Here is a 26,378-nt window from a genome sequence, read left to right as displayed (position 1 = left end):
GCGCGACCTCGATGGCTGTCTTTCTCCTGGCATCGACTACCCCATCACACGCTGAATCCTAGACGGATCCGAGCTCGTCGGGATCGAGCACTGGGGTTACAGAACGGCTCAATGGTGTATGAGGAAGGCGCCGGCGGATTGGGAACCTATGCCAGCGGGCCACAGGCAAGCCGCAGAGCGCGCCTGGCAGGAATGGCGAGCAAAGCAGCAGCCGGCAGAGTCGCGCGCTGGCGAACGCTCCTACCTAAGCTGCTAGGCCAAGGTCTTAGATGCTGAGGCAAAGGTCTGATCGGCCCTGTTTGGTCCATCCGAAGCCGCGTGAGAGGACGATTAGAACTCCAGATCGCTACTGGCAATGACGAGCGTGGGAGCAAGCGCGCCGGCACCACAACCACGCCCTCGAATACCCCTCCGACGCGGGACGAGGCACGGAATTTGCGACTGCATCATCATATCAGGAAGAGGAGTCAAAATGATGCGTCAAGATGGAACAACAGCGCGAAAAGCAGCAACACGGTACGTGCCAGAATGGCGCCTCAACAAGAGAACGTTTGAGGTTCCGTACCTCATGAAGCTCGGCAACATTGGCCGCCAGGAAGCGCTGGCTTTGATCGCCAAGCATAATGGGGACAGGGACGAAATCACTGCCGAGCTGTTTTCGCAGAGAGGTCGATCACAATAGCTTACACAATAGGGTTGGACCCATGACCCACCGGGCGTTCGCCGAGAGACTCGAGGATGCTGCCGCGCATATTTCGGAGGTCCGCGCGCGCGGACCTGCAAGTCATGTTGATGAACGCAGCCTTGCGGCTGAGGAACACCTCGGGCCTTGCCTTGGAAGCCGAGGTTGACGAGGCGATCGACTTGTTGGCAGCGCAGTTGAAGCTGTCGCGGCCTGAAGTGTTGCAAACGATCGTGCGAGATTGGTTGGTCATTGCCGGCCGGCTGGGTGCCGATACCTTTGATGAGGAGAGCGAGACTGAGGGAATGGCCTAGGCTCGGAACGCGTCGCTGACTCTATCGCCACTCTTCGAGCCCCGGCAACTTCGCGCGCTTCGATCAGCCGGCGGGACCGGCAAAACGCGCCGCGGTCACAGGCGGGCGCCAGGACGCCAAGCGCTTCGCCAGTGTAGGGAGAAATCTGCCAGCCGAAACACACGCTCAGCGCGCGCTCACGCGCCGCGCGGAGGCCGGCCCCGGGCCGCGCATATAGTAGAGCTCTGGCCGGTAACGCGGTGCAACGAATTCGCGAAAGGCTGATGCCAACCGCGTGATCAAAGCCCAATGTTCCATGACCCAAACTTTCCCTTTCAGGAATGCTATGCGCGACCACATCCAGAGGCTCGCGTCCATCGAGGCGCTCCCTATGACCTTGTGTCGGCCGGCGGACATGATGGCAAAGTCCGCGACGCCGACGCCGACGCCGATACGGTCTCGGGTGATGGACCGCTTGAACAAAACACCGAGTCGGATTGGGCCGCAGTCAGAAATCCCCATGAGGTCTCGGACGACAAGAGAGCCAGCCCTAGGGCCGCGGCCAAGAACACTGCGGGAAGGCCGAACAGAAGCTTGCGCGACATCATTGTCCCAACCTCACACGCCGGTGTTGATATGGAACAGGTCTTTGCGCCCGGCATGCCTGACGCTACGGAAGCAAGAACCGTGCCACGCTTGCCCCGCGCACGATTTCCCGCCGGACTAATCTTAGCCGATGCCGCCTAAGCCGGGGCACGTAGGCGTCCTGTAATGGGTCAATACGCCTTGGCACCGCGATTGCATGGTCAGCTACGCCGGGTGTTGGGACCGGCATTGGGGCGATGGGGGCCTCGCCGCTTCGCGAATGGAGCGGCGAGGTTTTTCATTCAGCCATCAGCCTCTAAGGCGGCTCGACAGCCGATCCGGAGTGACGAGAGGCCGCCAAGATAATCCTGCACATCGATCCTAAGAAAAGACCCCGAGCGGGGGCGGCTGTCTTCCCCGAGTTCTCCCGCTACCGGTTGACCAGCCACAGAATAATCGAGAGCACGATGCTGATCAGGATGCCGGTGGCGATCGGAACATAGAACGTGAAGTTCTCACGCTCGATCACGATATCACCAGGCAGCCGGCCGAGGCCGATCCGTAACAACCACGGCCACAATAGGCCCACCGCAACTATGATGAGACCAACGACAATCAGGGTTCGCGACATGGGGCTGCGTCATGCCAGAAACAATTAGCGCGGGGACAGAGCACTAGCAGAATCCCGTTATGTTCACTGAAACAAAAGCCAAGGATCGGGCCGTTTGCAATCTGACGTCCCACACTCTGGCGACTCCAGTAGACCCTCCCGCTGGCTTCGGCCGGCGGGCTTTTTGTTCCGCCTGAGGGACATTTCTGCCGCCGCGCTGTGGCCAGCGCGGCGGCAGAGTGAAGGTCTTCGAAAAGAGCACGAGCGAGCCGCTCTTCAGTGGTGATGGGCGGAAACCTTCTTGACGTATTCGGACACCAGTTCCGCCGGTGCCGACTGACTGACGTCGCCGACGCTAAGGATGCCGACCATCCGCATATTCTTGTTGATCACCGGCAACCTGCGGATTTTCAGTTCTTCCATGTGCCGTACGGCCTTGGCCAGATCGTCGTCTTCGCGGCAGCAGTGAATGCCGGCCGTCATGACATCGCGTGCCGTTGCGGTGCGGCTGTCGAAACCATCCTCCGCCAGTCCTTTGCAGACAATATCGCGGTCGGTCACCATTCCGATCAGTCGGTCGTTCTCTCCGATGGGAATCGACCCGATATCCTGGGCTCGCATCATTTTCGCCAGTTCGGTTACAGCGATTTCGGGGCTGACCCAGTCGACACCCTTATGCATTGCGTCTTTGACTTTCATGGCGGACCTCCCTTGCTGGGGTTGGAGAATGTCCCTCTGTCCCATGTTACCGCGGACGGGGCTTGGCTGCCAGAGTTCGTTCCTCCTGCAGACAGAACAGCGAGTACGAACGAATGTTCCGCTTGGCATTTCAGCAAGAGCTAACGGAACGGAAACGGCTCTCCGCTATTGAATCAAATTCGAGTTTTGCGTGGGGCGTTCCGATGAGTAAGCGCGCCGGGGACCGGCTGGAGTTTATCGAGCCGTTACTGCCGACCCTGGTCGAGAAGCCGCCCGAGGGAGGCGACTGGATCCACGAGGTCAAGTTCGACGGCTACCGCTCGCAGATCGTCATCGACGAAGACGGGGTGCGCATCTTCACCCGGCGCGGCCTCGACTGGACCTCAAAGTATCGCGACCTTGCCAAGGCAGCCGGCAAGCTTGACGTCGAGAGCGCCATCATCGACGGGGAGGTGATCGTCACCAATGAGACGGGGCTGTCCGACTTCAAGGCGCTGCGCAAAGCCATCACCCGCCGCCAGCACGACCTCTATTTCGTCGCCTTCGATCTGCTGCACCTCAACGGGCATGATCTGCGCGACATGCCGCTGGAGGACCGGCGAGAGATCCTGGCCGAGATGATCCCGGAAGGTGGTCGCATCCAGTTCAGTCAAGCGTTGCCGGGCGACGCAAAGGCGATCTTCCATCTCGTTGACCAGGCAGGGCTCGAAGGCATGGTTTCGAAGCGCAAGGGCAGCAAAATATCGCAGTGGCAACTCCACGGCTTGGCTGAAGACCAAGGCCTATTCGATCGACGAATACGAACTGCATGGCGTCGAGCGCGAGGCAGGCAAGCCGGCATTCGCTCTCATGGCCGAGCGCGGCACCGGACGCTATGTCGGCTCGGCTTTCATCACATTGAACCGGGAGTTGCGCGAACGGCTCTGGAAACGCGTGCAGGAGCATGCAGGAGCCCCTCCAAAGGGCATGAAGCGGCCGGCAACGCAGTGGGTCAGGCCCGGCCTGATCGGCCGTGTGAAGCACCTACGGGGCGAGGAAGACCTGCGCCATGCCTCGTTGCAGGATTTCCGCGAAGAGGGTTGAAGTCCGCGCCACATTGAGCGGCCCGATAGCCGCTCCGCCATCGACAGCGAATCAGGAAATTGAGGTTACAACCGCGATGCGCGAGGCGGGCGTTGCCGTGCTTTGGGAATCTGGAATAGTGGATGGTCGTTTGGGGGCGGATATACTACTTGTTGCTGAAATATATCTCGCCATGGTGTCTTGTCTGGAGCGACTTTTTCCAATAACGCGGCGTTATGCTGGCGTTCCCCGGCTAGGCGGGATCTCTCTGTAACAGGCATAGATGGCGAGGCGAGGTGGCAGCCGTTTTGGTTGCTTGAGCGCCATTTCACCCCTTCTTCCTCAGCCTCACCCCAGCACCGCAGCCGTTCTCGGGGATGAACTCGACGCCGGCGGATCAGGTTTCACTCAGCCTTCAGTACCTGGTGTCTGATCAACCAGTCACGAATGATCAATCGGACGGCCTCAGGTCGCGAAACATCATGCTCGGCAACAAATTGATCGACGCCCGCGAGCATGTCCGGTTGAAGGCGGACCATGATCGGCACACCCTTTCCAGTTGGGGCCGGTCCCCGCCGTTTCTTTGATACCACAGTTTCTTGCTTTGGCATAAAACTCTGATATCAGAGTTCCCGTTCTGGCGGAAGCCGCTAGATCCTCACATGAAACCGAATTGGAGAAAATCCGATGCCGAACACCCATGTTCCGGCGGCCGGCGAAGCTATGCCCGCTGCCAATGTCTCCCGCCGCCTAGCCCTATTGGGAGGGCTGTCTGCCGCTGCCGCGCTTGCCGCCCTGCCGAGGGCGCACGCCACGCCTGCCGAGCACCTCGACGCCGAGCTGTTCCGGCCCGATCGAGAAATGGAGGAAGCCGAAGCCAGGATGGAAACGGCTTCAGATGCCAATTGCAGGGCCGGCAGCATGTGCGAGAAGCTTTACCCGCCACGGCCTCCCGAATGGAAACGACCCAGCACGCCGGACCACGTTCTGGATATCCTCGCCGACATGTCCTTCAACGACAGAAAAGCAGAGCAACAGCCGGAGCCAGTTCGCGCATGGTACAAGGCGTGCGCTGAGCAGAAATCTGAGAGCGAAGCCCTGTGGAAAGCCTACAAGACCAAAGTGGAGGAGATAGACTGCGAGGCCGGCATGGACGGTTTGGAAGATGCATACAACGACAGCGTTGACGCAATGTGGCAGGTCGGGCACCGAATCTTCGCAACGCCAGCCCACACGCTGGACGGGATAATCATCAAGATCCGGGGCCGGGGACAGGATGGGCGCGCCCGATGCAAATGAGGCCTTCCTCTCGATCGCTGCCGATGTAAGGCGCCTTGCCGCGGCGGAGGCGACGTCATGAGCGAGCAACGCCGATGTCGGACGCGCCTGTGATGTATGCGCGATAATCCGCATCTTCGAACTGGCGGTCGAACAAGCCCGCTGCCTCACGGCGGCGGGCTTTTTCATTGCCTTCCGGCTACCCCTACGGCTACCCAGAGTCGACTTTTCCAGGGTATCCGCGAGATCCTAAAAAACCAGATTATCATTTGATTTCAATATGGTGCGGACGACGGGAGTCGAACCCGTACGATCAGAGATCGAGGGATTTTAAGTCCCTTGCGTCTACCAATTCCGCCACGTCCGCAGGCCGCGATTACAAGCACTTAAGCGACTTAGGGTCTAGTCGTTTCCGTGCACTTGGCACCGGATTGGCACCGAAGTCAGGTTACTGTTCTGCGCCCGTTCTCATCGCAGCTTCTATCGCCGCAGCCGCACCGTCGTCCGACCTCTTGAACAAGTGGGCGTAGATCGACAGCGTGACCACCGGCGACGCATGCCCTAGACGACGGCTAATTGCAACCACGTCTAGCCCGCTCGCGATGAGGGCGGAAGCGTGGGTGTGTCTGAGGTCATGAAACCGAATCTTTGGATGCTCAACCAATGGCGGTGCGCCATTGTCGTTCCGCTTCCTCAAACGGGCGATTGCATCGCGCCAAGCTCCTGAGATGCGAGACGGTGCTATGGCTTCGCCCTCCGGCCCGCAGAAGAGCAGCGCATCCTTGCCGGGCTTCCCGAGCCCCAGGGCGAGTCGCAGCTCAAGCTGCCGCTTCCTGTGCGCCTTGAGAGCGTCAACCACGCTTGCGGGCAACGAAATGGTGCGTGTGCCAGCCTTCGACTTCGGCGCCTTCAATCGAAGCCCTGTGGCCTTGGTTTCCTCAAGGCTGCGCTCGACCCGGAGCGCCCCCTTATCCAGATCAATATCGGCCCAGCGGAGTCCCATGATCTCGCCCTGGCGCATGCCTGTGCCGACGGCAACGGTGGCGATAGGTGATAGCCAATGGCCCTGCAAAGCTTCCAGCAGAGGTGCGATCTGGCCATGCTGCAGGATCTGAATATCCGCGCTCTCGGCCCTCGGCAGTTTCCTACCGGACGCGACGTTGCGCGCTATCTTCTCGTCTTCGAACGCACTTGCCAGCGCCATGTGCAGCACCCTGTGCGCTTGCCTAACCGTGGCCGGCGACAGCGGCCCGCCTTCCTTGCCGCCCTCTTTGCGCAGGATGTTGTGCCATGCTGTGACCTGGGCAGGCCGTAATTGCTGGAGGATCAGCGAGCCGATTTTCGGAACGATCTGGTTCTCGACTAGCTTCTCGAAGCGCTCCCTTGTGGTCGCTGCGAGGTCGGCTTTGGCGCTGAGCCAGTTCCGGACATGCTCGGCAACCGTTTCCTTTGAGTTGGCGACATAGTTGCCGCCGTCGATCTGATTGAGCCGTTTCGAAAGCTGGGCCTCGGCTTCCTTTTTTGTGCCCCGGACGGTGACAAATTCTGTCAGCCGCTTGCCGGTGACGGGATCGGTGCCAAGGTCAAACTTGAGGCGCCAAGACGCTTTGCCGCGCCGGGTGATGTTACCGCGCATTGTCGTCGCCCTTCCAATCAATGTCTGGCAGCATCGGTTTGCCGTCCTTGTCTACAAACCTTGCTCGGCCGGCGCTGACCCAGGCGTTTATCAAATGGGCCCGAAGCTCGTTCACGTACATTTCGGCAGTTTCGAAGCTCACACCCGGATTGCGAGCGAGGTCGGTAATCAGTGATTGCATGGCGACGTAGGTTGCTTTCGCCAATGCATCGGGATCACGCATCCACGACGACGACTGGTCCATTTGCTCGTCGCGCGACCCGGCGTCGTGAAACGTGTGTGCTAGCCTAATCGCCCAATTTCGCACGACCGAACTGCCGAACAGCGTATCGTCATCAAATGAGCGATCGAGCCTGTCCACAGCCTCGGCATTCATTGATACGCCCTTTGCGGCTGCTGCTGCCTCGATCTTAGCTCGAAGCGGCTCCTTCATCCTTACCTTGAGATCGGCTGTCGGTGAATCGCCGCGCTTCGCCATGAAAATTTCCTCTCTGTTCCCCGTCAGTCCCTCCCTGTTAGCACAATCATTGATAACCCCGCAAGTGGGGTTGACCCCATATGTGGGGATATATTAACAGTGTCGGTCATGGCCCCTGATTTGGGGTTACCAAAGACGAGGAAAGACCACCATGACGGAAGCAGCAGAAATAAGCCGTCGGACCGTGACGGTTGAAGAGGCTGGGCAATTGCTCGGCATCGGCCGAAATCAGGCGTACGAAGGCGTGCGCCGGGGCCAAATCCCAAGCATTAAGATCGGCAAAAGGTTGCTGGTGCCGAAGGCTGCTCTGGAGAAATTGCTAAGTGGCGAGGCCGCATGATGACCGGCCGCCCCGAAACTGAAGACCACATCGAAACCGACAACGTTGAGCGCGGCCTGCGCTTCCTCGACGAGACGCCACGCCATCTGCGCGGCCCATCGGTGCCGGCGCTCAAGCGCCTCGGCCTCAGCGCCAAGGATGCCTGCGAAGTGCTGCGCATCCACGGCATGAAGATGGCGAGGGCTGGCTGATGAAATCTCATTCCTTGAACAATCGCTTGCCAGTCTTGATCGGCGAGATTTCCGCAGAGCATGCCGCCGTCATGCGGGCATCCAACGACTTCGTCCAGCACGTAGTCGCCGCGGGGCACAGGCTCATCGAAGCAAAGTCGCGCGTCGCGCATGGCGACTGGCAGAACTGGCTGGCCGAACATCTGCCTGACATCTCGGTGCGCAGCGTCCAGCGCTACATGATGGCGGCCAGGAAGCTGGGGAAAAACGACACAGTGTCGTTTTCCACCCTAAGGGAGATCATCGGGCACGCTGAGCCTGAGATCGACAAGAACACTTGGCTGACTGAGATGCAGCGGATCTGGGTTTTGATGGGCACTGCCGCTCAGGATCGGTTTCGCAGCATGGTCAAGATCATCGGTTCCGACGATATCCCGCAGTACTTTCTCCATCTGGACGACGCCACACTTCGGAAGATGGTGAAGGCCGCCGCAGTTGTAGGAGGGGCCGATGCACGCTTCTCCTGAAAAGCAAAGCCCGGATGGGTCCAACATCCGGGCTGCTCAGAATATCAAAGGGCTGGCAGGCGCTTTTGACAGTCATCAGACTAACCACAAATCAGGTTATTTGACAACCATCGACACGCCGCACCAGGCGCACATCGACTGGCTTCTCAAGCATGGCGTCGCAGTGGCCGCGATGGTCAACCCGTTGCCAATCCTGCTTGCGAGGGGCGAGCGCGCCACCGATGGCAGATTCGAAGATGTCGACACCGGGCCGCGTTGGTTCGTGTTCGAAGAAGCCGAGGACGTCGTGTTCTGGCAGCCGCGAACCGGCCAGCTTGCAACATCGATGGGCCGCGCCTTCGCTCTTGGCGAGGACGCGATTTATAACCCTGGCACCTTCGCTTTCGACAATCACCTGAACATCTTTGCAGATCCCCTCGAATGGCTGCGAGCCCGGCGAGACGGCTGCATTGTGCTCGATTGGACGCGTGCGTTCGACCGCCTGCGCGACTGCCCGAGGATTTCCGTCGCCGAGGAAGTCCTGCTTCAGTACCGCAGGCACATGAAGCCGCCGCATATGCCCGACGTTTATGTGTTGGCATCACGGAGGGTGGCAGCGTGAAGCCACGGGAAAGAATTCCGCTCGAAGAATACGATCCATACCGTGGCGTCGACTACGACAAAAAGCCAAGTCCATCTCAATTGCGGATCACGGCATCGCCGTTCGTTTGGCGTGATCCGATCGACATCCCGCCGCGCCGGTGGCTGTTCGGCGGCCACTATATCAGGGGCTATGTCACCGGCACTGTTGCCCCTGGCGGCATGGGGAAAACGTCTGTAGTGCAGACCGAAGCGCTGTCCATGGTGACAGGCCGCGATCTTCTCGGGATCAAACCGGACCTGGCCTCTCTCAAAGCCTGGATTTGGAATCTGGAAGACCCGACCGAAGAGGTTGAACGCCGCTTCGCTGCATCCGTCATGCATCACCGCATCAATCCGCATGACCTCGCCGGCCGCATGTTCGTCAACTCAGGACGTGACACGCCGCTGGTGATCGCCCGCAAGGTCAAGGACACGATTACCGTGGCCGAGCCGGTCATTGACGCACTGGTTGCCGAGATCGACGCCAACGGCATCGACGTGCTGATTATCGATCCGTTCGTCAGCAGCCACGGCCTGCCCGAGAATGACAACGCCGCGATCGACGCCGCGGTCAAGGCGTGGGGGCGTGTCGCTGGTCGAGGAAATTGTTCAGTCGAGTTGGTGCACCATTCCCGCAAGCTCAATGGCGATGCCATATCGGCTGACAGTGCGCGCGGCGGCAGCGCTTTTGTCGATGGTTGCCGGGCTGTCCGCGTCATCAACCGCATGTCCGAAGAGGAAGCAATGCGGCTTGGCGTCGACGAGGCTCGCCGATTTTTCTTCATGCTTGCCGACAAGCAGAACATGGCGCCGCCGGCAGACAAGCGAGACTGGTACCAGCTTGTTTCCGTGCCGCTGGCCAATGGCGACAATGTTGCGGCTGTGGACAAGTGGACACCGCCAAATCCGTTCGATGATGTGACGCTGGACCACCTTCGACGTGTCCAGGCGCTCTTTGCCAGCAGCGACTACAGGGAAAGCGAGCAATCGCCGGAATGGGGCGGAAATGCCGTGGCCACCGTCCTGGACCTCGATATTGGTGCTGGCAGGAAGTCGAGCGAACGCACGGGGCTTCAGAAGGCCGCCAGAGCGAAGATCAAGTGCATCCTTCGGACTTGGCAGGAAACCGGCGCTATTGGCACTGAGGAACGCCTGGACAGCAAGCGGAACCCGCGCGCCTTTTATGTCTGCGGTGAGCCGGCATGATGACGAAGGCCCCTTCTTCGCCGGCATCTGCCCCACTGCCTCACCTGCGGGTGTGGCAAGGTGTGGCGCCCGTGGCAACTGGACTGCCTCACCACCACCCCTTTAGGGGTGTGGGGGTGTGGCGGGGCAAAGTAGCCGGGGCAATTTCAGGTGAGGCAAAACACTCACATACAATTGCTGGCGGGGCTGTTGGGATCGATCTTCGTCATGCGTTCCCTGGCCTCGCTCACGCGCCTTTGCTCGGACCGTATGCGGTCGCACAACGCGACACCAACGACGGCGCCGCAGTCCTGGTCCAGCAACCTATTCGCGCGTTTGAGAGAGGTCTCAGCTTGTTTGATGCGCAGTCTGGCCTCAGCCCGTTCCAAGTTAAAAAAATCAAGCATTGTTCCGCATTCGAGGTTGCAGCAGTCCCTTCAATGGACCAACCCCTGCAGATCGCTTTGGTTCCTGCGACGTATTGGCCGCTCACACCAATAAAGGGGGGGCGTGTCGACAACCCAAAATCGAAACGGGCGCCGGAACCGCTCTGGGCTTACGCGCAGAATTTTTTTTTCCCGATCTAATATTTCGGCCTGAATAGGGATTTGCGATTGATGGCCACGACCTCACCAGCCTCTAACCCGCAGATATCCGGCATTCCTCCTATCCCAAGGTGGCTGACGCGGGCTGAAAAGGCAGCGTTCAGGCGCATTGCAGAGCAGCGAAATGCTGCCGGCCGGCCAGTTTCGATCGCAGAAATCGATGCGCTGGCCGACCTCGTGACGCTGCGCAGCCGGATAGCGGACACTCGGAAGATTTACAGTTACGCCATTGCCCAACTGAAGAAAAACCCGGCGTGGAGGAGCGACCAAACCCTCGCTCTCACCACAAGCCGCCAGATCGATGCCCAGACCGCGCGGGCGCAGCGCATGGCATCAGATCTCGGCCTGTCGAGCGGTTCCGAAGGCTGATCGCATGTCAGCGGCCGACCGCATGCGTCGATATCGGGAGCGCCAGCGCAATGGGCGCCGGCCGCTGCTGATCGACGTCGACGAGGTCGCGGTCGCCGAATTCCTGATTGCGTCCGGCTTCCTGCCACCATGCAAGGCTGAAGACCGCAACGCCATCCGCACGGCTGCCGAAAGCTGGATTGCCGCCGCGACATTATCGCAGGCGTTCGAAGCCGTTAGGCGAACACCCAGGGCCGCGGCCCGATTGCGGGGCCGGTGACGAGTAGGATAGCGTCTATTTCGAATGGGAGGCACGTCCGTGGCAGACGACGATTTCGTAAAAGCCTGTCGCTCAGGCGGGATCCGAGCGGTCAACGACCTAGTGACAAAGAAATTCGGTACCGGCAACGGCTTGGTCCACGCACTCGAAAGCATGGAAAAAACTGACCTCTGGCGGATCAAATGGCATTACGCCGACGGCAAGCCGGATTTCGGCGCCGTGATCGAATATCTTGGGGACGATTAACCGAACTGCGGACGCGAGAGTCCCAGCTTGCGAGACAGCGAACTCACTGAGCGCCCCGGCCGCGGCTGGACGCCTTGGAAGGATGGCGTCGGCCAATACATCGAGGCGATATGGTGGCAAGCAAAGGAACTGCATTTCGCCAAGCTTAACGTGACCGTCTGGTTCGACGGATCCGAGCTCGTCGGGATCGAGCACTGGGGTTACAGACCGGCTCAATGGTGCATGAGGAAGGCGCCGGCGGATTGGGAACCTATGCCAGCGGGCCACAGGCAAGCCGCAGAGCGCGCCTGGCAGGAATGGCGAGCAAAGCAGCAGCCGGCAGAGTCGCGCGCTGGCGAACGCTCCTACCTAAGCTGCTAGGCCAAGGTCTTAGATGCTGAGGCAAAGGTCTGATCGGCCCTGTTTGGTTCATCCGAGGCCGCGTGAGAGGACGATTAGAACTCCAGATCGCTACTGGCAATGACGAGCGCGGGAGCAAGCGCGCCGGCACCACAACCACGCCCTCGAATACCCCTCCGAGCGCGGGACGAGGCACGGAATTTGCGACTGCATCATCATATCAGGAAGAGGAGTCAAAATGATGCGTCAAGATGGAACAACAGCGCGAAAAGCAGCAACACGATACGTGCCAGAATGGCGCCTCAACAAGAGAACGTTTGAGGTTCCGTACCTCATGAAGCTCGGCAACATTGGCCGCCAGGAAGCGCTGGCTTTGATCGCTAGGCATAGTGGGGACAGGGACGAAATCACTGCCGAGCTGTTTTCGCAGAGAGGTCGATCACAATAGCTTTCACAATAGGACGCCTCATGGCGACTGGGCGGTTGAGGTTAACAATGAGGAGCTTTCCGCGCCTGACCTCACAGCAGCAAAGCAGCTGTTTGTCGACCTATACGATCAATCCAAGGTGGTGGTGAACCCATTCGCTATCTCGGCCGAAGGGGACGGCTTGGAAGTGGATTTCAAAATTATTGACCTTGGCCGGTAAGAACGCACTGGCAACCTGCCATTGTGACCCTCCGGCACCCGCCTGGGTTCGCCGGTGGCAGGGGTGGGGGTGGCTTGTGGGGCCCCTATCAGGCGCGCCCGGCCCTCGTTCAGGTTCAGGACCCTCATAGCCGCCTCTCTCGCCCCCAAAACCCAGATCGGTCCGAAAGACAGGTTCGACCCCAACGGAGACCTTCATTGTCCGCGTTGCGAATGGCAGCAATGCGCCATAACCAGACGTCGGGCGCCGTAGCCCCGAAAGTCAGCTTCGCGCGCCGGAACCGGACGTTCCGGCTCAGATTGAAATCGAACGTCGCCTCGCATACAGCCGCGTCATGGGAGTGGATGAGGAAGGGATGCCGCGGCGCGTGGAGCAGGCGCAAGCATTCAAGCGGATGCTGACTCCTGCAAACGGCGACCTGAGGCGAATCGGGTCGGCGCGTCGGGGAAATTTTAGCTACAGCTAATGGTAAGAGGCCGACGAATGCTACGCGAACATATTCGGCCCAATCTCCCCGCCGATTTCAATGATCGCATCCACGGGGATATTGTTTCTTCGTGCCGCAGCCCGAATAGCGTCAGGGTTCGGCGCCTCGTATAGGCAATAGGTCTTTTTCTTGTCGGCGCTAAGGAAAGAGAAGATCCACTGCACGCCTTCCTGATCATTGATCAAATTGACGTTTTCAACCCCGTCCTTCGTGAGGTTGAGCTGTTCTGCAAAATTTCGTTCGATAACGTAGCGTGGCATGAGGAGGCTCCTCTCAACCGTATTGACGCCGCGAAGCATGAGCTAGGCCTAATGCAGGGTCGGCTGCATCCTCTTCTTCAAACGTACCATGTCCAGTTCGGCCGCCGTTGCCGAGGCTTGCTCCGCTAGTGACATTGCTCTCTCAATCGCTTTCTTGCTACCGTTTTTCATAAGCAAGTTCGCATATTCGGCTTGTGCATGCGCGAGCCACGGTCGTGAGCCGCTGGCTGCGTTCATCTCAAGTGCATGCTCAAAGTGCTCGGCAGCCTTGTCAAAGTCGCCCAGCATGGCTGACAACATTCCCAGATAGCGGCTCGCCGCTCCAAAGCAGACAGTTGCGACACCTGCCGTGACGGTCATGTCCTTGTAGGCGAGCATAAGGTCGTAGATCGTTTGTGCCGCCTCCGTATCGCCAAGGCTGACGGCGACTTCCGATATGAACGAGAGCGACGCGCTGCGTTTCGCGTCAAGCGGCATTTCGAAACCGTTGCGCGCCAGCTCATTTAGTCTGCGCTGCGCTGCGTCCCGATAGCCCAAATCAGCCGCGATGAGTGCAAAACCCGGCAACCAGGTGGTTTCGTCCGGACTCTCTTCGATGAGATGCTTCATAATCGGTGCGACCTCCGAGAGGCGGCTCTGTTCGCGTCGGATTGTGAACATCTGCATGCCATAGACGCCCTCGACATCCGCGCCATGCGTCTGTCTGCCCAGGCTCATCGCTTCTCCAGCAAGCGCCTCCGCGGTCGTGAATCTTCCATCGAGGATGGCCATCATAGCCTGCGCATGCCTGGCGAGCCATAAGATGTTGAGACGCTGGCGTAGCGTCCCAAGTTCCTCCAACCCGTCAACCGCTCGATCGGCACGCGCGCGATTGCCCAGCTCGGTGGAAACGTAAACGTCGATTGCAAGGGCTCGGCCTCGCAGGTCGTCGTCGTTGATGCCGCCTGAGAGGCGCTTTAGTTCATCCAAGCGAGCAGTCCGGTCGTTTGCCTCCGCAGCAGACCTGACTGTCGTGGGGGTCACGAATGGCAGGACAAAGAGATCGAAAAGCGAAGCCTTGTCACCAAGCCGCCGAGCCAGATTGATACCTTCCTTATGGCATTTGGCGCTGTGCTTGCTGTCGCCGAGGTACAAATATGCGCGGGCAAGGCGGCAGAGAAGCTGGCACCGCGTCCTCTGATCGTTGGGATCGATCTTGCCCATGGCTTCCGTGAGAAGCTGGAGCGATTCGCCTAGCGGCTTCGCGGAAAGGAACTGGGCGCCGTCAAAACCGAGCGCACAGCGGATGAAGGCTTTTGTATCGCCGGCTTCGCGGGCCAATTGCGCGGTCAGCTTGTATTTTGCCACTGCGTCCGACAAGCGGCCTGCGGCGCTCAGTGCCTCGCTGAGCTTTAGAGTCGCCTCTAGCACCTCCTTCTGCCGGGCCGGCCCATCGCGCAGACGCTCCGCGATGGCACGAGCGTTCTGAAAATGATCGACCGCCTCGTAGTTGGCTGATTGTCCGAGCGCGCGTTCGCCGGCTTTCATCCAGTAGGGGAACGCAAACTCGTCTTGCTGTGCCTTGGAGTAGTGCTGGGCGATGAGCTCGGGCTGTGTGATGACGAGATCGGGATATGCGTCGATAAGGACTTTGGCGATGCCTTCATGATAATGCCGGCGCCGCCGGGTGAGGAGCGATTGGTACGCCGTATCCTGGATGAGCGCGTGGCGGAAGATGAGCGCGTCTCGCACCACGCCCCCGACGACAACGAGCTGGGTGGACATGAGCTGATGCAGCGCTCCATCGAGAGCTCGGTCGTCGAGACCGGTAATCTTCGAAAGAAAACCACGATCAAATTCCCTGCCTATCACAGAGGCAATTTGCGCTACCTCCTTGGCTGCCGGTGTCAAGCGATCGAGCCGAGCCATGAGAGAGCCCTGCAGGCTATCGGGGATATCGAAGTTCAGCAACGCCGCCTTTCCGCTCTCCAGAATCGAGCGAGTCAGTTCTTCTACAAAGAGCGGTACGCCATCCGTTCGCTCCGCGATTCTCTCGGCAAGTTGATCCGGCACGTCGTCGAGCATCGATTCGATCAACTCCCGTATCTGCTGCTTCGTCAGACGCCCAATGGCCAGCGTCGTCACTTGCGCCAGACCAGTTGCCCAGCCCGCGGACCATTCCGGCCGGTGCGTCACAACGACAAGGACGGGCGCGCCATGCATACGGCTCACAACCTCTTTCAGCACTTCACTGGTCGATGGATCGATCCAGTGCGCATCCTCCACGACAAAGAGCACCGGCGCGATCTCTGCTGCGAGGAGCAACCGGTTCGCCAGCGTACGGACGATGAGTTCCTTGCGCTGCGGGGCGGAGAGATCTAGCGGCTCGAAATCGTCGCCGATGTCGAGCGAGAGGAGCTCGGCATAGATCGATCCGACATCCGAGGGATTTTCGCCGTAGCGCTGAAGAATCGTGCGGAACTTCTCAGTGCGGATGGCTTGATCGTCGGCGGGCGAAAAGCCCGCGAGCCGGCTTAAGCGCTGGATGATGGGGTAAAAGGCCGAGGTGGTGTGATAGGGCGAGCACTGCAGCCGGATAAGCTCATACTGGTTCTCATGCAGCCGCTCCTCGAGCGCATCGATGAGGCGCGATTTCCCGATTCCCGCCTCTCCCGACATGAAGACCGCCTGGCCTTGGCCGCCCTTTACCAGTTCCCAGCGTTCTAGCAGCATGCCGATTTCGCTGGTTCGGCCGACGAATTTCGACAGCGCACTAGCGTGCGCGGCATCGAAACGGCTTTCCACCTCTCGTTCGCCTCGGACCACGAACAGGGCAACAGGTGATTTGAAGCCTTTCAACTCCTGCGCACCGAGGCTCTCAATTTCGAACGACTGGCCGGCGAGCCGGCGGGTGCTGTCGGCCACAACGATCTGGCCAGGCTCGGCAGCGTCCTGCAGGCGAGCTGCGAGATTGGGAGTGTCCCCCGCGATCGAGGCGCGTTCGTTCGCGCTGCTGCCGGCAATGTCGCCGACGACCACGTGCCCCGATGCGATGCCAATACGCGCCTTTAGTTGCTCGCCGTCAGGCGACTGAAAGGCCTCGACTGCAGCGAGCGCCTGGAGGCCTGCCCGAATGGAACGCTCGGCATGGTCCTCGTAAGCCATCGGCCAACCGAAATATGCAAGCACGCCGTCTCCGAGATATTTGGCGACATAGCCGCCAAAGCGTGTGATCGCGCCCGCGACGCTATCCTGGTAGCGGCGAGTCAGTTCGTGCATGTCTTCCGGGTCGAGCCGCGCCGATAGCGCGGTCGAGCCGACCAAGTCACAGAAGAGCACACTGAGAAGCCGTCGATCAGCAGTCGGTTCCTGCGGGACTTCGGTGGTCAGAGGCTCGGACTCCTCGGGTGGGAAGGAAACAGGAGGGGTCCCATCGAGACTAGGCTGCTCAAGTCCATTGATTGCGGCCAAAACGATTTTCCGGTGCCCGAGAGAGACACCAAGCTCCTGGAGGTCGGCTTCCGTGACATGCGGAAGCGCTCGAAGGTCGACGTCGTTCTGGACGAACGCCTCCGTGTATTTGCCAAGGCCGAGCTGGCTCAGCCAATCCTCAATCGTCTGCATGGAGCATGGTGACCCGCATCGCAATTCCGATATTAGCGCGAACATCGTCGTCGCACCATGTTGCAGATCGGAAGCGCGGTGCGATCCGAACCCGCGCATACTTCAACTCATCGAGATGGCATTAGCCTGGGACGGTTCGCGTCACCGGAGGTTGCCGCATATTAAATTGCACTTGGACCACACGCATTTTCGGAGCAAGGTAAGAGGTACTCGGGAAAATCAATCGCCGCGGCTCAGGATTTTGGCCGGTCGGCGGATAACGGAGACGAAATCGGCTAGGTGCTGGTATACGCCTGGTCAGCCTTCCATCCGAAACTCGGAATTCTTGGGCTCCTCGGGAGGGTGCAATGAACAACGATGAAATCGGGAAGTTCGCGCAAGGCCTCCGCGGCACCCTGGTTGGTCGCGATGATGCTGACTACGATGAAGTCCGTAAGCTCTATAATGCCATGATCGACAAGCGGCCGCTATTGATCGCCCGATGCGTAGATGTCGCCGATGTGATTGCCGCCATAAATTTCGGCCGTGACAGCAAGCTTGCCATCGCCATCCGCGGCGGCGGCCATAACGGACCCGGCTTCGGCAGTGTTGAAGATGGCCTCGTCATCGACCTGTCGATGATGAACGGCGTGCGCGTCGACCCGGCAAACCGGACCGTGCGGGTGGGGGCGGGCTGCGTGACGGGTGACGTTGACCACGCAACCCATGCCTTCGGTCTCGCAATCCCTTTCGGCATTGTCTCGACAACAGGGGTTGCCGGCCTGACTCTCAGCGGCGGCCACGGCTATCTTAGCCGCCAATACGGGCTCGCCATCGATAATCTGATCGAGGCCGATGTGGTTCTGGCGGACGGCACTTTTGTTATCGCGAACAAGACGAACAGCCCTGATCTCCTCTGGGGACTGCGCGGCGGCGGTGGAAATTTTGGCGTCGTCACCAGTTTCCTTTTCGAGGCGCACCCCGCGAGCACGGTCTATGGCGGCCCAATCTTCTGGGAGTTGAAAGACGCGGCCAGGATCATGCGGTGGTACCGGGACTTTCAGGCAACCGCGCCGGATGAGTTTTACGTCTTCCTCGGGCTGCAGACGGTTCCGTCCGGCGATCCCTTCCCGAAAGACCATTGGGGCAAGAAGATCTGCGTGCTCCTCATCTCGCACAACGGAACGGCCGCGGACGGTGAGAAGGCCGTAAACACCATCCGCGCGGCACTTCCTAAGCCGATCATCGATTTTGCGGGCCCGATCCCTTATACGGCGCTGCAGGGCATGTTCGACGGGCTCTATCCGAAAGGCTTGCAGTGGTACTGGAAGGGCGACTTCGTGAAGACGCTGTCCGACACTGCTATCGAGGCCCACATCGAGCAGGCTGCGAAGGTGCCCAGCGAAGCCTCCTGCATGCATCTCTATCCGATCGATGGCGCGGTTCATCGCAGGGCGGAAGACGAAACGGCCTGGAACTGCCGCGATGCCACCTGGTCGATGGTGATCGCCGGAGTCGGCTCCGATCCGGGCCAGGCGCCGGCCTTGAAGAAATGGGCAAAGAACTATTGGGAGGCGGTTCACCCGTTCGATCTCGGCGGCGCTTACCCGAACTTCATGATGGACGACGAAGGCGAGACACGCCTCAAGGCGACCTACGGCGGCAATTACAAACGCCTCGGCAAGCTGAAGAAGAAATACGACCCGGGCAACCTGTTCCGGGTGAACCAGAACATTCGCCCGGCTGCCTAACGCCGAGTGGTTTGCGCCGCATTTGAGGCAGGGCCGACTTAAGAACCGGATCGGGTGGAATTTTGCCGTTTGTCTCGTCAATAGCAAGCAGCGCCAACTGCCGACGCTCAGCGCCGAGACAATGAACGTCCTATTAGGGGCCGTTAGCGGTCAGTCGGCTTGCGGTGCAGGGGATAACGATAGCGGACATTCAACCTGCAAGGCCCGATGTCGTGGCCTGACCCCAAGCCGACCTTCATCAACCCATTTTGCTACCCAATAGCCGACATTCGCGGCAACCAGTGCTGGTGGACCCAACTCGGACGTTCGTGATCGCAAGCTAAATGGAGTGCGTTCCCCTAGGTCGCTGCTCCACAAGCGGCCGCCGCGTGGTAAGGTGCGTGCTGTTTGAGCCTCAAGGCGGAGAAGCATGGAACGCCGTTTGGCTGCTATCCTCGCTGCGGACGTGGTCGGCTACAGCCGCCTCATGGGCGCCAATGAGGCCGGCACACTTACGGCGTTGAAGGCTCATCGGGAAGAGCTTGTCGAAGCGAAGATTGCCGAGCACCGAGGGCGCATCGTCAAGCTGACCGGCGACGGCATCCTGGTGGAATTCCCGAGCGTGGTGAACGCGGTCGCGTGCGCGACAGACATCCAGCGTAAGATGCGCGAGCGCAACGTCGACGTGCCACAGGACCAGCGGATCGAGTTCCGCATCGGCGTCAATCTCGGTGACATTATCGTCGAGGAAAACGACATCTACGGCGACGGCGTGAACGTTGCGGCGCGTATCGAGGGCATTGCCAAGCCGGGTGGCGTTGCTGTCTCGGGCACTGTCCGTGACCACATCGGCAACAAGCTCGACCTCGCATTCGAGGATAGGGGCGAGCAGACCCTGAAGAACATCGATCCCCCGGTTCGTGTCTTCGACGTAATGCTCGATCTACCGACCAGCAGGCGGATCGCCACACTCTCCTCGAGTTCCGCGACCTTCGCAAAGGCGAAGCTCTCGATCGCGGTGCTTCCGTTCGCCAACATGAGCGGCGATCCTGAACAGGAATACTTTGTCGACGGCATCACCGAGGACATCATCACCGATCTGTCGAAGGTCTCGGCGCTATCCGTCATCGCGCGCAACTCGGTGTTCACCTACAAGGGCAAGCACGCCGACGTGCAGGAAGTGGGTAGGCGCTTCAACGTCGCCTACATTCTCGAAGGCAGCGTTCGAAAGGCTGGCCAGCGCGTGCGCATCAATGCACAGCTCATCGACGCGAAGGACGGCACGCACCTCTGGGCCGATCGCCACGACCGCGACCTGACGGAAATCTTCTCCATGCAGGACGAGATCACGAAGAAGATCGTCGAGCAGCTGAAGGTCAACCTGCTGCCGCATGAAACGAAGGCGATCGAGACGGCACCGACGCAAAACATCGACGCCTATAACTACTATCTCCGGGGCCGCCATCTCTATCATCTACATACCCAGCAGCATGTGTTGCTTGCACAACGCATGTTCAGGAAGGCGGCGGAGCTGGACCCGAGCTATGCGCGCGCCTATGCCGGCCTCGCCGATTGCGCCTGGTTTCTCTATATCAACCAGCATGAAGACACGACTGTGAACGATATTCACGTGGCGAGCCTGAAGGCGCTTGAGCTGGATCCCAATCTGGCGGAAGCGCACACCTCCTACGGGATGGCGCTCCACTACAAGGATCGCTACCCCGAAGCCGTCGCCGAATTCGAGCGGGCGATCGAACTGGCCCCAAGCCTCTATGAAGCTTACTATTTCTACTGCTTTGCCGCGCGCGATCGGGGCGACCTTGAGACATCGGCACGGATGGACGAACACTGTGTTGCGCTCTCGCCCGATGATTACAAGGAGTGGCTCATCCTTTCGCAGACTTATGCTGACCTTGGGCGTGACGAAGAAGCCAGACGGACCGCACTGATTGGCGTCGAGCGAGCCGAACGCGCGCTCGCCGCACATCCCGACATCCCGCTGGCGGCCAGTCTTGGGGCCGGTGCGCTGGTCCGACTCGGCGAGAGAGCGCGCGCGCTCGAATGGGTGTCTCGCGCCTTAACCATCGCCCCGGACGATCCGCTGACGCAATTCAACGCCGCATGCGACTATTCGCTGTTGGGCGAAAGCGAGCAGGCCCTCGACTTGCTCCAGCGCTGGGCCGTCAACGCGCCCCAAGCAACCGCTCGCTGGCTGATCGACAGCGATTTCAAGAATGTCTACGACCATCCGCGTTTTCAGGCGCTGCTGACGCAAGTTGGACTGCCAACCGGACCGTTCATACAGACCAGGCATCGGCCAGAAAACGAAAGCTAACCTACGTCGCCATCAGCCACTCGGACAGCTCGACGATGAGGGACGAAAATACTCAAGGCGATGTTGATACTGGCAAAGGCGATCGTGCTCGGCATGGTGCTTGCTTCTCGAACGCCGGAAACGCGGCGTGGAGATGCGAACAGCTCTGCCGTTTCCTGAAAGCCGACATTCCAAGCGACCACGCTGACGGTCGCGGTTGCGCCTATCTTGGTCATTCGAAGCAATTTCGCTGTTACTCGAAAGCGGACATCGGCAGCGCGAAGCTATTGGTCCTGGTTGCGCCATGAGCGGTCATCGCCAAGCCGATCGCCGAATGACGTGTTCGGGCCGGAAGGAGACGGTCAGCTCCTGGCTACGGATCTTCTAGGGCGGACATTCAGGTCACGGTGGGCATTGTCGTGAACTGATAGAAGTTCGGGTGCGAGCGCACTATGACGCAAGGCGGCCCCTCTGCCGACCTTCCGCACCCAATATTCCTTGCGAAGGATGATCCCTTTGAGGGCAACCAGCGCTCATAACACAATTGCTTCAACGTAGCGGCCCAGTCGGTCTTCTGCGGGGTCGCGCTCGGACAGCCGTTCACTCCGGCAAGCCCGCGAACCGCATGTGTCCGATCCAGCGCTCAAGGGCTCCGGGGGCGGTGTAATTCTTCTCCCACTGCTTGCGTTGTTTGCTGATGGAGTCGCCTGGCGAGTCTTTGAGGAAAACCGCAAGCGCTTCCTTTGCCTCCCGCTTGTTTCCCAGACAAGCGTGGATCCCCGCAAGCATTCGGTGTGCGCCGCTCGGGATTCTGGACATTTTCCGCATCGCCGTCAGCGCAGCCTGGCAATCGTTCTTTTCGTAGAGCGCCCAGCCCATGTCCCAGTGGAACCAGTCAGGGTGGAAAGGATCGATGCCCATAGCCTGCTTGATCCGATCGATAGCTTCGTCGGTGCGGCCAACATTCAGCAGCACGCCCGCACTGTTGACGAGGGTATCCGAATTGCTGGGGTTCAGGGCTATCGCCTGATCGTACCGGACAAGGGCCTGCTCCACCTCGCCGGCTTCCGCATGAATTCTGGCGCGGACATGATGCGCTTCAGCGTCATCAGGAGCGAGCAGGATGGCCTTGTCGGCATATTCGGCGGCGCGCTTCAACGCCTCGTCAGGGTTATTTTCCTGCTTGTGCCAGAAAACCGCGTCATGGCGATAGGACCAGGCCAGCCCGATATAGCCGAACTGGGAGTCCGGATCCGCTTCGATCGCCTTGAGGCTGAACTGCCGTAGCAGCTCGTTCCCCGCGGCAGAGAAATCCTTGTCGGTCTCGGCAAACCCCATCAGGACATAGCGGAGCGCGCTGACCTGCGCGGCGTCGCTCCTTGGCAGCGGGCGCTCGATCCTGCGCCCGACCCGATCCGCAAGTGTGCGGATGATTTCCTCCTGGACGACGAAAAGATCGCCAATTTCGCGGTTGTAGGAGTTGGCCCAGACATGCGATCCGTCATGCGCATTCAGCAACTGGGCCGTGACTTTCAACCGGTCTCCCACCTTCTGCTGGCTGCCTTCGACGAGGTAGTCGACGCCGAGTTCATCTCCAATCTGCCTGGCGTCGATCGGCTGGCCGCGGTACCTGAAGCTCGAGTTCCGGGCGATGACGGCATAAGTCTTGCTCCGAGCAAGCTCGGTGATGATCCCCTCGGCGACGGCGTCGCTGAGATATCCCTTGTCCGCGCCGGTACTGAAGTCGTCGAAGGGAAGGACCGCAATCCTCGGCATGTCGCTCGAACGAACCGGAGCGGCCCGCCATATTTCCGCGCCGTAGTATACGCCGATCGCCGCCGCAACGAGAACGAGTGCAGCAAGAATGAAGCCGCGTCGCGAGAATCTTGTCTTGGCTCGTTCCGTGCCGGCTGCGGCGTGCAGCCACGGCGCGTCGGCGAAGAGGTTGACGTTGTAAACGCGGACCGGTCGATCAATGTTCTTCAGCGTCTGCTCGCCAGTGTCCTCGAAGGTCAGATCGAGCCGGTTGCCGATATGGTCTCGCACAGAGCCGGACACGGCGACGCCGCCGGGCCTGGCGATGCTCTCGATGCGCGCCGCGATGTTGACGCCATCGCCATAGATGTCGTTGTCCTCGAAGATGATGTCGCCGAGATGGATGCCGATGCGAAATTCGATGCGGTGGTCCTCCGGCACGTCGACGTTGCGCTGGCGCATCCTGCGCTGGATATCTGCGGCGCAGGCAACTGCATTCACCACGCTCGGGAATTCGACCAGCATACCGTCGCCGGTGACCTTGACGATGTGGCCCTGATGCTCGGCGATCTTGGCGTCCGCCATCTCGCGCCGGTGCGTCTTTAGCGCCGACAGCGTACCGGCCTCATCCAGCCCCATGAGGCGGCTGTAGCCAACCACGTCGGCGGCGAGTATCGCAGTAAGCCGGCGCTCCATGAGGGAAATCCGGGTTATTCAGAGGAGCCTAAAGTATCATGTTCAGCGCTACGTGCCATACGAAATCCCGCTGGCGCGCCGCCCCGAGCATCAAGTGGCTCGGAAACGGTTCGATAAACCGAACCTGCGCCTTTGCGGTACCCGTTTGGCGCTTTTTGGCAGGCGAGCCGCGCCTGCGCACCCCATGTCCGGAATTGGCGCGGCAAGCCGACGTTGGCGCAGCGATCTGTACAGGTCCGTAAATGGCGCATCCATGTCTGTCAGCGGTCGCCGGGAAGGTCGGCTTTCAGGCGGCGATCAAGTAGCCCTGAACGGCTGACATTGGGCGCAAAGCAGCCGGTGCGAATGTCAGGTCTTGGCGCACAAGCCAGGCGTTCGATGTGCACGCTGGATGCCCAATGGGTCGCCTTCGGGGTCAGTTCCGGCCATTCTCGACAGTCATCATTGCTGACTAATCGCGGAACGGCCGATCGTGCGGGCTGGCGTGACTCGGAGTACCCTACTATTCTCGGGTGGCGCGGCGTCACCGATGTATCGCGCCGTGTCTTCGAGAGGATGATTTGCGCGACTCGGCGTCGGAACTCCAGACTCGGGTTGAGGCGCTCGCACGAGAGCTTGAGGACGCGCGCGCGGAGCAGGCTGCGACCGCCGCAGTATTGCGGGTGATCGCTTCTTCTCCGACCGACGTCCAGCCGGTCCTCGACGAAGTCGTCGCGAGTGCGGCGAAGCTCTGCAACTCGTACGATGCAGTTCTTTTGCTGCGCAATGGCGACGCCCTGGATGTCTGCGCCCATTTCGGGCCAGTTCCGATCGATTTCTCCGCTGTGCCGCTGGCCCGCGATTGGGCAGTGGGAAAATCGGTGCTCGATTGCGTGACCATTCACATACCGGATCTCGCAGCTCCAGACCACGAGTTCGCGGCCGGCCGCGCCTCGGCCATGCGGCAAGGCTTCCGGACGGGCCTAGCAACTCCTCTCGTCAGGAGGGGTGAGGCGATCGGAACGCTGACGCTGCGGCGCATAGAAGTCCGGCCCTTCACTGACGAGCAGATCGCCTTGGTGAGTAGTTTCGCCAGCCAGGCGGTCGTCGCCATCGAAAATGCTCAGCTTTTCGAGGAGGTGCAGGGACGAAACCGAGATCTTGCCGAGACGCTTGAGCAGCAGATGGCGACAGGTGCCATCCTGAGCGCGATTGCCGGGTCTCCGACGGACATTCAGCCAGTTCTCGACGTCGTGGCCAAAAGCGCGGCTCAGCTTTGCAATGCCTTCGATGCGACGATTTATCTTCGGGGCTCGGAGTGGCTCTCTGTTGGTGCACACTGCGGACCCATCCCGATCAGCACGACTGGCTTGCCCTTGGTCCGAGACGTTGTAACGAGCCGATCCGTGTTGGATCGATCACCTATCCATATTCACGATCTGACGACCGCTGGCGACGAATTCGAGACGGGGCGGCAGATGGCACAGAGCCTCGGCTTTCGAACAATACTTGCCGTACCGCTTTTGCGCCAGGGCGAAGCTGTCGGAGCGCTGATGATTCGCCGAACGGAAGTTCGGCCGTTCACGGACAAGCAAATCGAACTGCTCAACACCTTTGCCGACGAGGCGGTTATTGCTATCGAGAATGTCCGGCTTTTCACAGAGCTTGAAGCGCGCAATCGTGAGATACTGTCACGATATTTCTCGCCTAACCTGGCACGGCGCCTTGCCGCCGGTGCAGACGAGATCGAGCTTGCCGGGCAGCGCCGTGAGGTGGCCGCGGTCTTCACTGACATCGAAAGCTTCACATCTCTTATCGAGAGAATGGAGCCGGGCACTCTCAGCGACCTGCTCAACGGCTATCTCTCCGGCATGACTTCCGTCGTGTTCTCTCACGAGGGCACTGTCGCGAAGATTGTCGGCGATGCACTGCACATCTTGTTTGGTGCGCCAGGCGATCAACCTGACCACGCCGCACGCGCTATCGCTTGCGCGCTCGACCTCGATGACTTCGCGCAGTCGTTCCGCGAGACGTGGCGACAGAAGAGCACCGCACTGGGTCCCACACGCATAGGCGTACATGCCGGTCCGGCGATCGTGGGCAATTTCGGCGGCGGCCGCTTCTTTGACTACTCTGCCTATGGCGACACCATCAACATCGCCGCCCGACTCGAGGCGGCCAACAAGCAGCTTGGAACACGAATCTGCGTGAGCGAGAGCGTGGCAAGGCAAGTACTAGATTTTCGAGGCCGTCCCGTGGGCGATCTGGTCTTAAGAGGAAGAAGCGAGCCGTTGCGCGCATTCGAGCCGCTGCGGCCCGAGCAGTTCGGTGATGCTTCCACGGAAGCCTATCTGGACGCCTTCGCCAAGCTCGAATCGGCCAACCCCGGCGCGCTTGGCTCGTTCGCCGCCGTAGTAAGCAGTATGCAAGGGGACCGGCTCGCCAGCTTTCATCTCAAGCGGCTGCTCAACGGTGCAACAGGTACTCGGATAGAGATGGATTGAGGGAGAGTGCTGCGATTGACGCGAACGAGGGCTTCGCTTCCATGCTTGCCGGTGCCAAGGCTTGGCTAGAGCTTGGCATCGAGCTGAACCTCGCGGCGGATCGCTTTCCGGACGGATTGCCGCCGGGCTGAGCTCTGTCGAAGGTCCGCTTTCAGGCATAGACATTGTTGAGTAAGCGTCCGACATCGGCGCACAGCGGTCGTTCCTGAGGTGTGGCGTGAACGACTGGTTCGGGTCAATTCTTCTGGTTCTCGAGGTCGACAGTTGCGCCATTTAACGCACGTTGGTTGGGGTCCGTGACTTCGTTTTGACAAGCTATGAAAGTGCGGGCAGGTTGTGCTTTGCCGACGCTGGACGGGTCCGGATTTCATGCTCACTATTGCGGTGAACCTTGGATAAGCAGCACCGATGATTGCGCGGCCGGAGAAAAGCCCTGAGCG

At 60.1% G+C, this 26,378-nt stretch carries 23 protein-coding genes, 1 tRNA gene and 1 pseudogene; 15 read left to right on the top strand and 10 right to left on the bottom strand.

Translation table 11 applies throughout. The annotated features are described in order from the left end of the window. Window positions 1–472: 472 nt before the first annotated feature. Both BQ8482_RS24425 and BQ8482_RS24420 read left to right on the top strand, forming a co-directional pair. Entirely contained in the window at window positions 473–682 is a 210-nt protein-coding gene (locus tag BQ8482_RS24425) for a hypothetical protein (RefSeq protein ID WP_123149942.1), read from the top strand. Between the two features lie 56 nt (window positions 683–738). After that, a complete protein-coding gene (locus BQ8482_RS24420; protein ID WP_133254829.1) occupies window positions 739–996 on the top strand; it encodes a hypothetical protein in 258 nt (85 codons plus the stop codon). 994 nt (window positions 997–1,990) lie between these two features. On the opposite strand, the gene BQ8482_RS24410 is transcribed toward BQ8482_RS24420, so the two are convergent. After that, entirely contained in the window at window positions 1,991–2,191 is a 201-nt protein-coding gene (locus BQ8482_RS24410; RefSeq protein WP_123149939.1) for a DUF2905 domain-containing protein, read from the bottom strand. Between the two features lie 255 nt (window positions 2,192–2,446). Continuing rightward, window positions 2,447–2,869 (bottom strand): CBS domain-containing protein, encoded by a 423-nt coding sequence (locus BQ8482_RS24405; RefSeq protein ID WP_123149938.1) that lies wholly within the window; start codon window positions 2,867–2,869, stop codon window positions 2,447–2,449. Window positions 2,870–3,072: 203 nt separating this feature from the next. Between BQ8482_RS24405 and BQ8482_RS24400 the strand changes: the two are divergent. Next, window positions 3,073–3,952 (top strand): annotated as a pseudogene (locus BQ8482_RS24400) (ATP-dependent DNA ligase). A gap of 383 nt (window positions 3,953–4,335) precedes the next feature. Here BQ8482_RS24400 and BQ8482_RS39545 read toward each other — a convergent pair. Further along, window positions 4,336–4,470: a ribbon-helix-helix protein, CopG family gene (locus BQ8482_RS39545; protein ID WP_268931605.1), complete on the bottom strand. Its 135-nt coding sequence runs from the start codon at window positions 4,468–4,470 to the stop codon at window positions 4,336–4,338. Between the two features lie 148 nt (window positions 4,471–4,618). On the opposite strand from BQ8482_RS39545, the gene BQ8482_RS24390 reads away from it, so the two are divergent. Next, entirely contained in the window at window positions 4,619–5,230 is a 612-nt protein-coding gene (locus tag BQ8482_RS24390) for a hypothetical protein (RefSeq protein ID WP_123149937.1), read from the top strand. Window positions 5,231–5,490: 260 nt separating this feature from the next. Here BQ8482_RS24390 and BQ8482_RS24385 read toward each other — a convergent pair. The 3 genes from BQ8482_RS24385 to BQ8482_RS24375 form a co-directional block, all read right to left on the bottom strand. Next, window positions 5,491–5,576: transfer RNA gene (locus BQ8482_RS24385), tRNA-Leu, on the bottom strand. 81 nt (window positions 5,577–5,657) lie between these two features. Beyond that, window positions 5,658–6,845, bottom strand: a complete 1,188-nt coding sequence (locus BQ8482_RS24380) for a tyrosine-type recombinase/integrase (RefSeq protein WP_123149936.1) — start codon at window positions 6,843–6,845, stop codon at window positions 5,658–5,660. Then, complete coding sequence (locus tag BQ8482_RS24375) at window positions 6,835–7,323, bottom strand: hypothetical protein (protein ID WP_123149935.1); 489 nt, start codon at window positions 7,321–7,323, stop codon at window positions 6,835–6,837. Before BQ8482_RS24375 ends, BQ8482_RS24380 begins: the two co-directional genes overlap by 11 nt. 151 nt (window positions 7,324–7,474) lie before the next feature. Between BQ8482_RS24375 and BQ8482_RS24370 the strand changes: the two genes are divergently transcribed. From BQ8482_RS24370 to BQ8482_RS24330, 8 genes are all read left to right on the top strand, one after another. Continuing rightward, window positions 7,475–7,663: a helix-turn-helix domain-containing protein gene (locus BQ8482_RS24370; protein ID WP_123149934.1), complete on the top strand. Its 189-nt coding sequence runs from the start codon at window positions 7,475–7,477 to the stop codon at window positions 7,661–7,663. Beyond that, window positions 7,660–7,854: a hypothetical protein gene (locus BQ8482_RS24365; protein ID WP_123149933.1), complete on the top strand. Its 195-nt coding sequence runs from the start codon at window positions 7,660–7,662 to the stop codon at window positions 7,852–7,854. The genes BQ8482_RS24370 and BQ8482_RS24365 overlap by 4 nt, the downstream gene beginning before the upstream one ends. Before the next feature lie 26 nt (window positions 7,855–7,880). After that, window positions 7,881–8,360 (top strand): DUF3102 domain-containing protein, encoded by a 480-nt coding sequence (locus BQ8482_RS24360; protein WP_165848702.1) that lies wholly within the window; start codon window positions 7,881–7,883, stop codon window positions 8,358–8,360. Window positions 8,361–8,532: 172 nt separating this feature from the next. Continuing rightward, window positions 8,533–8,961: a hypothetical protein gene (locus tag BQ8482_RS24355; RefSeq protein ID WP_244602960.1), complete on the top strand. Its 429-nt coding sequence runs from the start codon at window positions 8,533–8,535 to the stop codon at window positions 8,959–8,961. Then, on the top strand, window positions 8,958–10,187 hold the full coding sequence (locus BQ8482_RS24350) for an AAA family ATPase (RefSeq protein WP_165848701.1): 1,230 nt from the start codon (window positions 8,958–8,960) through the stop codon (window positions 10,185–10,187). The genes BQ8482_RS24355 and BQ8482_RS24350 overlap by 4 nt, the downstream gene beginning before the upstream one ends. Before the next feature lie 596 nt (window positions 10,188–10,783). Continuing rightward, window positions 10,784–11,140, top strand: a complete 357-nt coding sequence (locus BQ8482_RS24340; protein WP_123149928.1) for a hypothetical protein — start codon at window positions 10,784–10,786, stop codon at window positions 11,138–11,140. Window positions 11,141–11,144: 4 nt separating this feature from the next. Continuing rightward, a complete protein-coding gene (locus BQ8482_RS24335) occupies window positions 11,145–11,399 on the top strand; it encodes a hypothetical protein (protein ID WP_123149927.1) in 255 nt (84 codons plus the stop codon). Window positions 11,400–11,438: 39 nt separating this feature from the next. After that, window positions 11,439–11,645, top strand: coding sequence for a hypothetical protein (locus tag BQ8482_RS24330; protein ID WP_133254827.1), 207 nt, complete (start codon window positions 11,439–11,441; stop codon window positions 11,643–11,645). A 1,472-nt stretch (window positions 11,646–13,117) separates the two neighbouring features. Here BQ8482_RS24330 and BQ8482_RS24315 read toward each other — a convergent pair. Then, entirely contained in the window at window positions 13,118–13,378 is a 261-nt protein-coding gene (locus BQ8482_RS24315; protein WP_123150087.1) for a DUF4242 domain-containing protein, read from the bottom strand. 48 nt (window positions 13,379–13,426) lie between these two features. Further along, a complete protein-coding gene (locus tag BQ8482_RS24310) occupies window positions 13,427–16,981 on the bottom strand; it encodes an ATP-binding protein (RefSeq protein ID WP_123149923.1) in 3,555 nt (1,184 codons plus the stop codon). A 347-nt stretch (window positions 16,982–17,328) separates the two neighbouring features. Here BQ8482_RS24310 and BQ8482_RS24305 point away from each other — a divergent pair, with 347 nt between their 5' ends. Together BQ8482_RS24305 and BQ8482_RS24300 are read left to right on the top strand one after the other, a co-directional pair. Continuing rightward, on the top strand, window positions 17,329–18,711 hold the full coding sequence (locus BQ8482_RS24305) for an FAD-binding oxidoreductase (protein WP_123149922.1): 1,383 nt from the start codon (window positions 17,329–17,331) through the stop codon (window positions 18,709–18,711). A 409-nt stretch (window positions 18,712–19,120) separates the two neighbouring features. Beyond that, complete coding sequence (locus BQ8482_RS24300) at window positions 19,121–21,025, top strand: adenylate/guanylate cyclase domain-containing protein (RefSeq protein WP_123149921.1); 1,905 nt, start codon at window positions 19,121–19,123, stop codon at window positions 21,023–21,025. Here the strand turns inward: BQ8482_RS24300 and BQ8482_RS24295 are convergent. Next, window positions 21,022–21,240: a hypothetical protein gene (locus tag BQ8482_RS24295; RefSeq protein ID WP_123149920.1), complete on the bottom strand. Its 219-nt coding sequence runs from the start codon at window positions 21,238–21,240 to the stop codon at window positions 21,022–21,024. The two genes, BQ8482_RS24300 and BQ8482_RS24295, sit on opposite strands and share 4 nt — an antisense overlap. Window positions 21,241–21,604: 364 nt before the next feature. Next, window positions 21,605–23,455, bottom strand: a complete 1,851-nt coding sequence (locus BQ8482_RS24290) for an adenylate/guanylate cyclase domain-containing protein (RefSeq protein ID WP_123149919.1) — start codon at window positions 23,453–23,455, stop codon at window positions 21,605–21,607. 560 nt (window positions 23,456–24,015) lie between these two features. Between BQ8482_RS24290 and BQ8482_RS40690 the strand changes: the two genes are divergently transcribed. Then, window positions 24,016–25,938: a GAF domain-containing protein gene (locus BQ8482_RS40690; protein ID WP_165848700.1), complete on the top strand. Its 1,923-nt coding sequence runs from the start codon at window positions 24,016–24,018 to the stop codon at window positions 25,936–25,938. Window positions 25,939–26,378 lie beyond the last annotated feature (440 nt).

Source organism: Mesorhizobium delmotii, from assembly GCF_900149755.1.
Taxonomy (GTDB): domain Bacteria; phylum Pseudomonadota; class Alphaproteobacteria; order Rhizobiales; family Rhizobiaceae; genus Mesorhizobium; species Mesorhizobium delmotii.
Note: the sequence above shows the minus strand (reverse complement) of the source record. Positions and strands in the feature narration are given on the sequence as shown.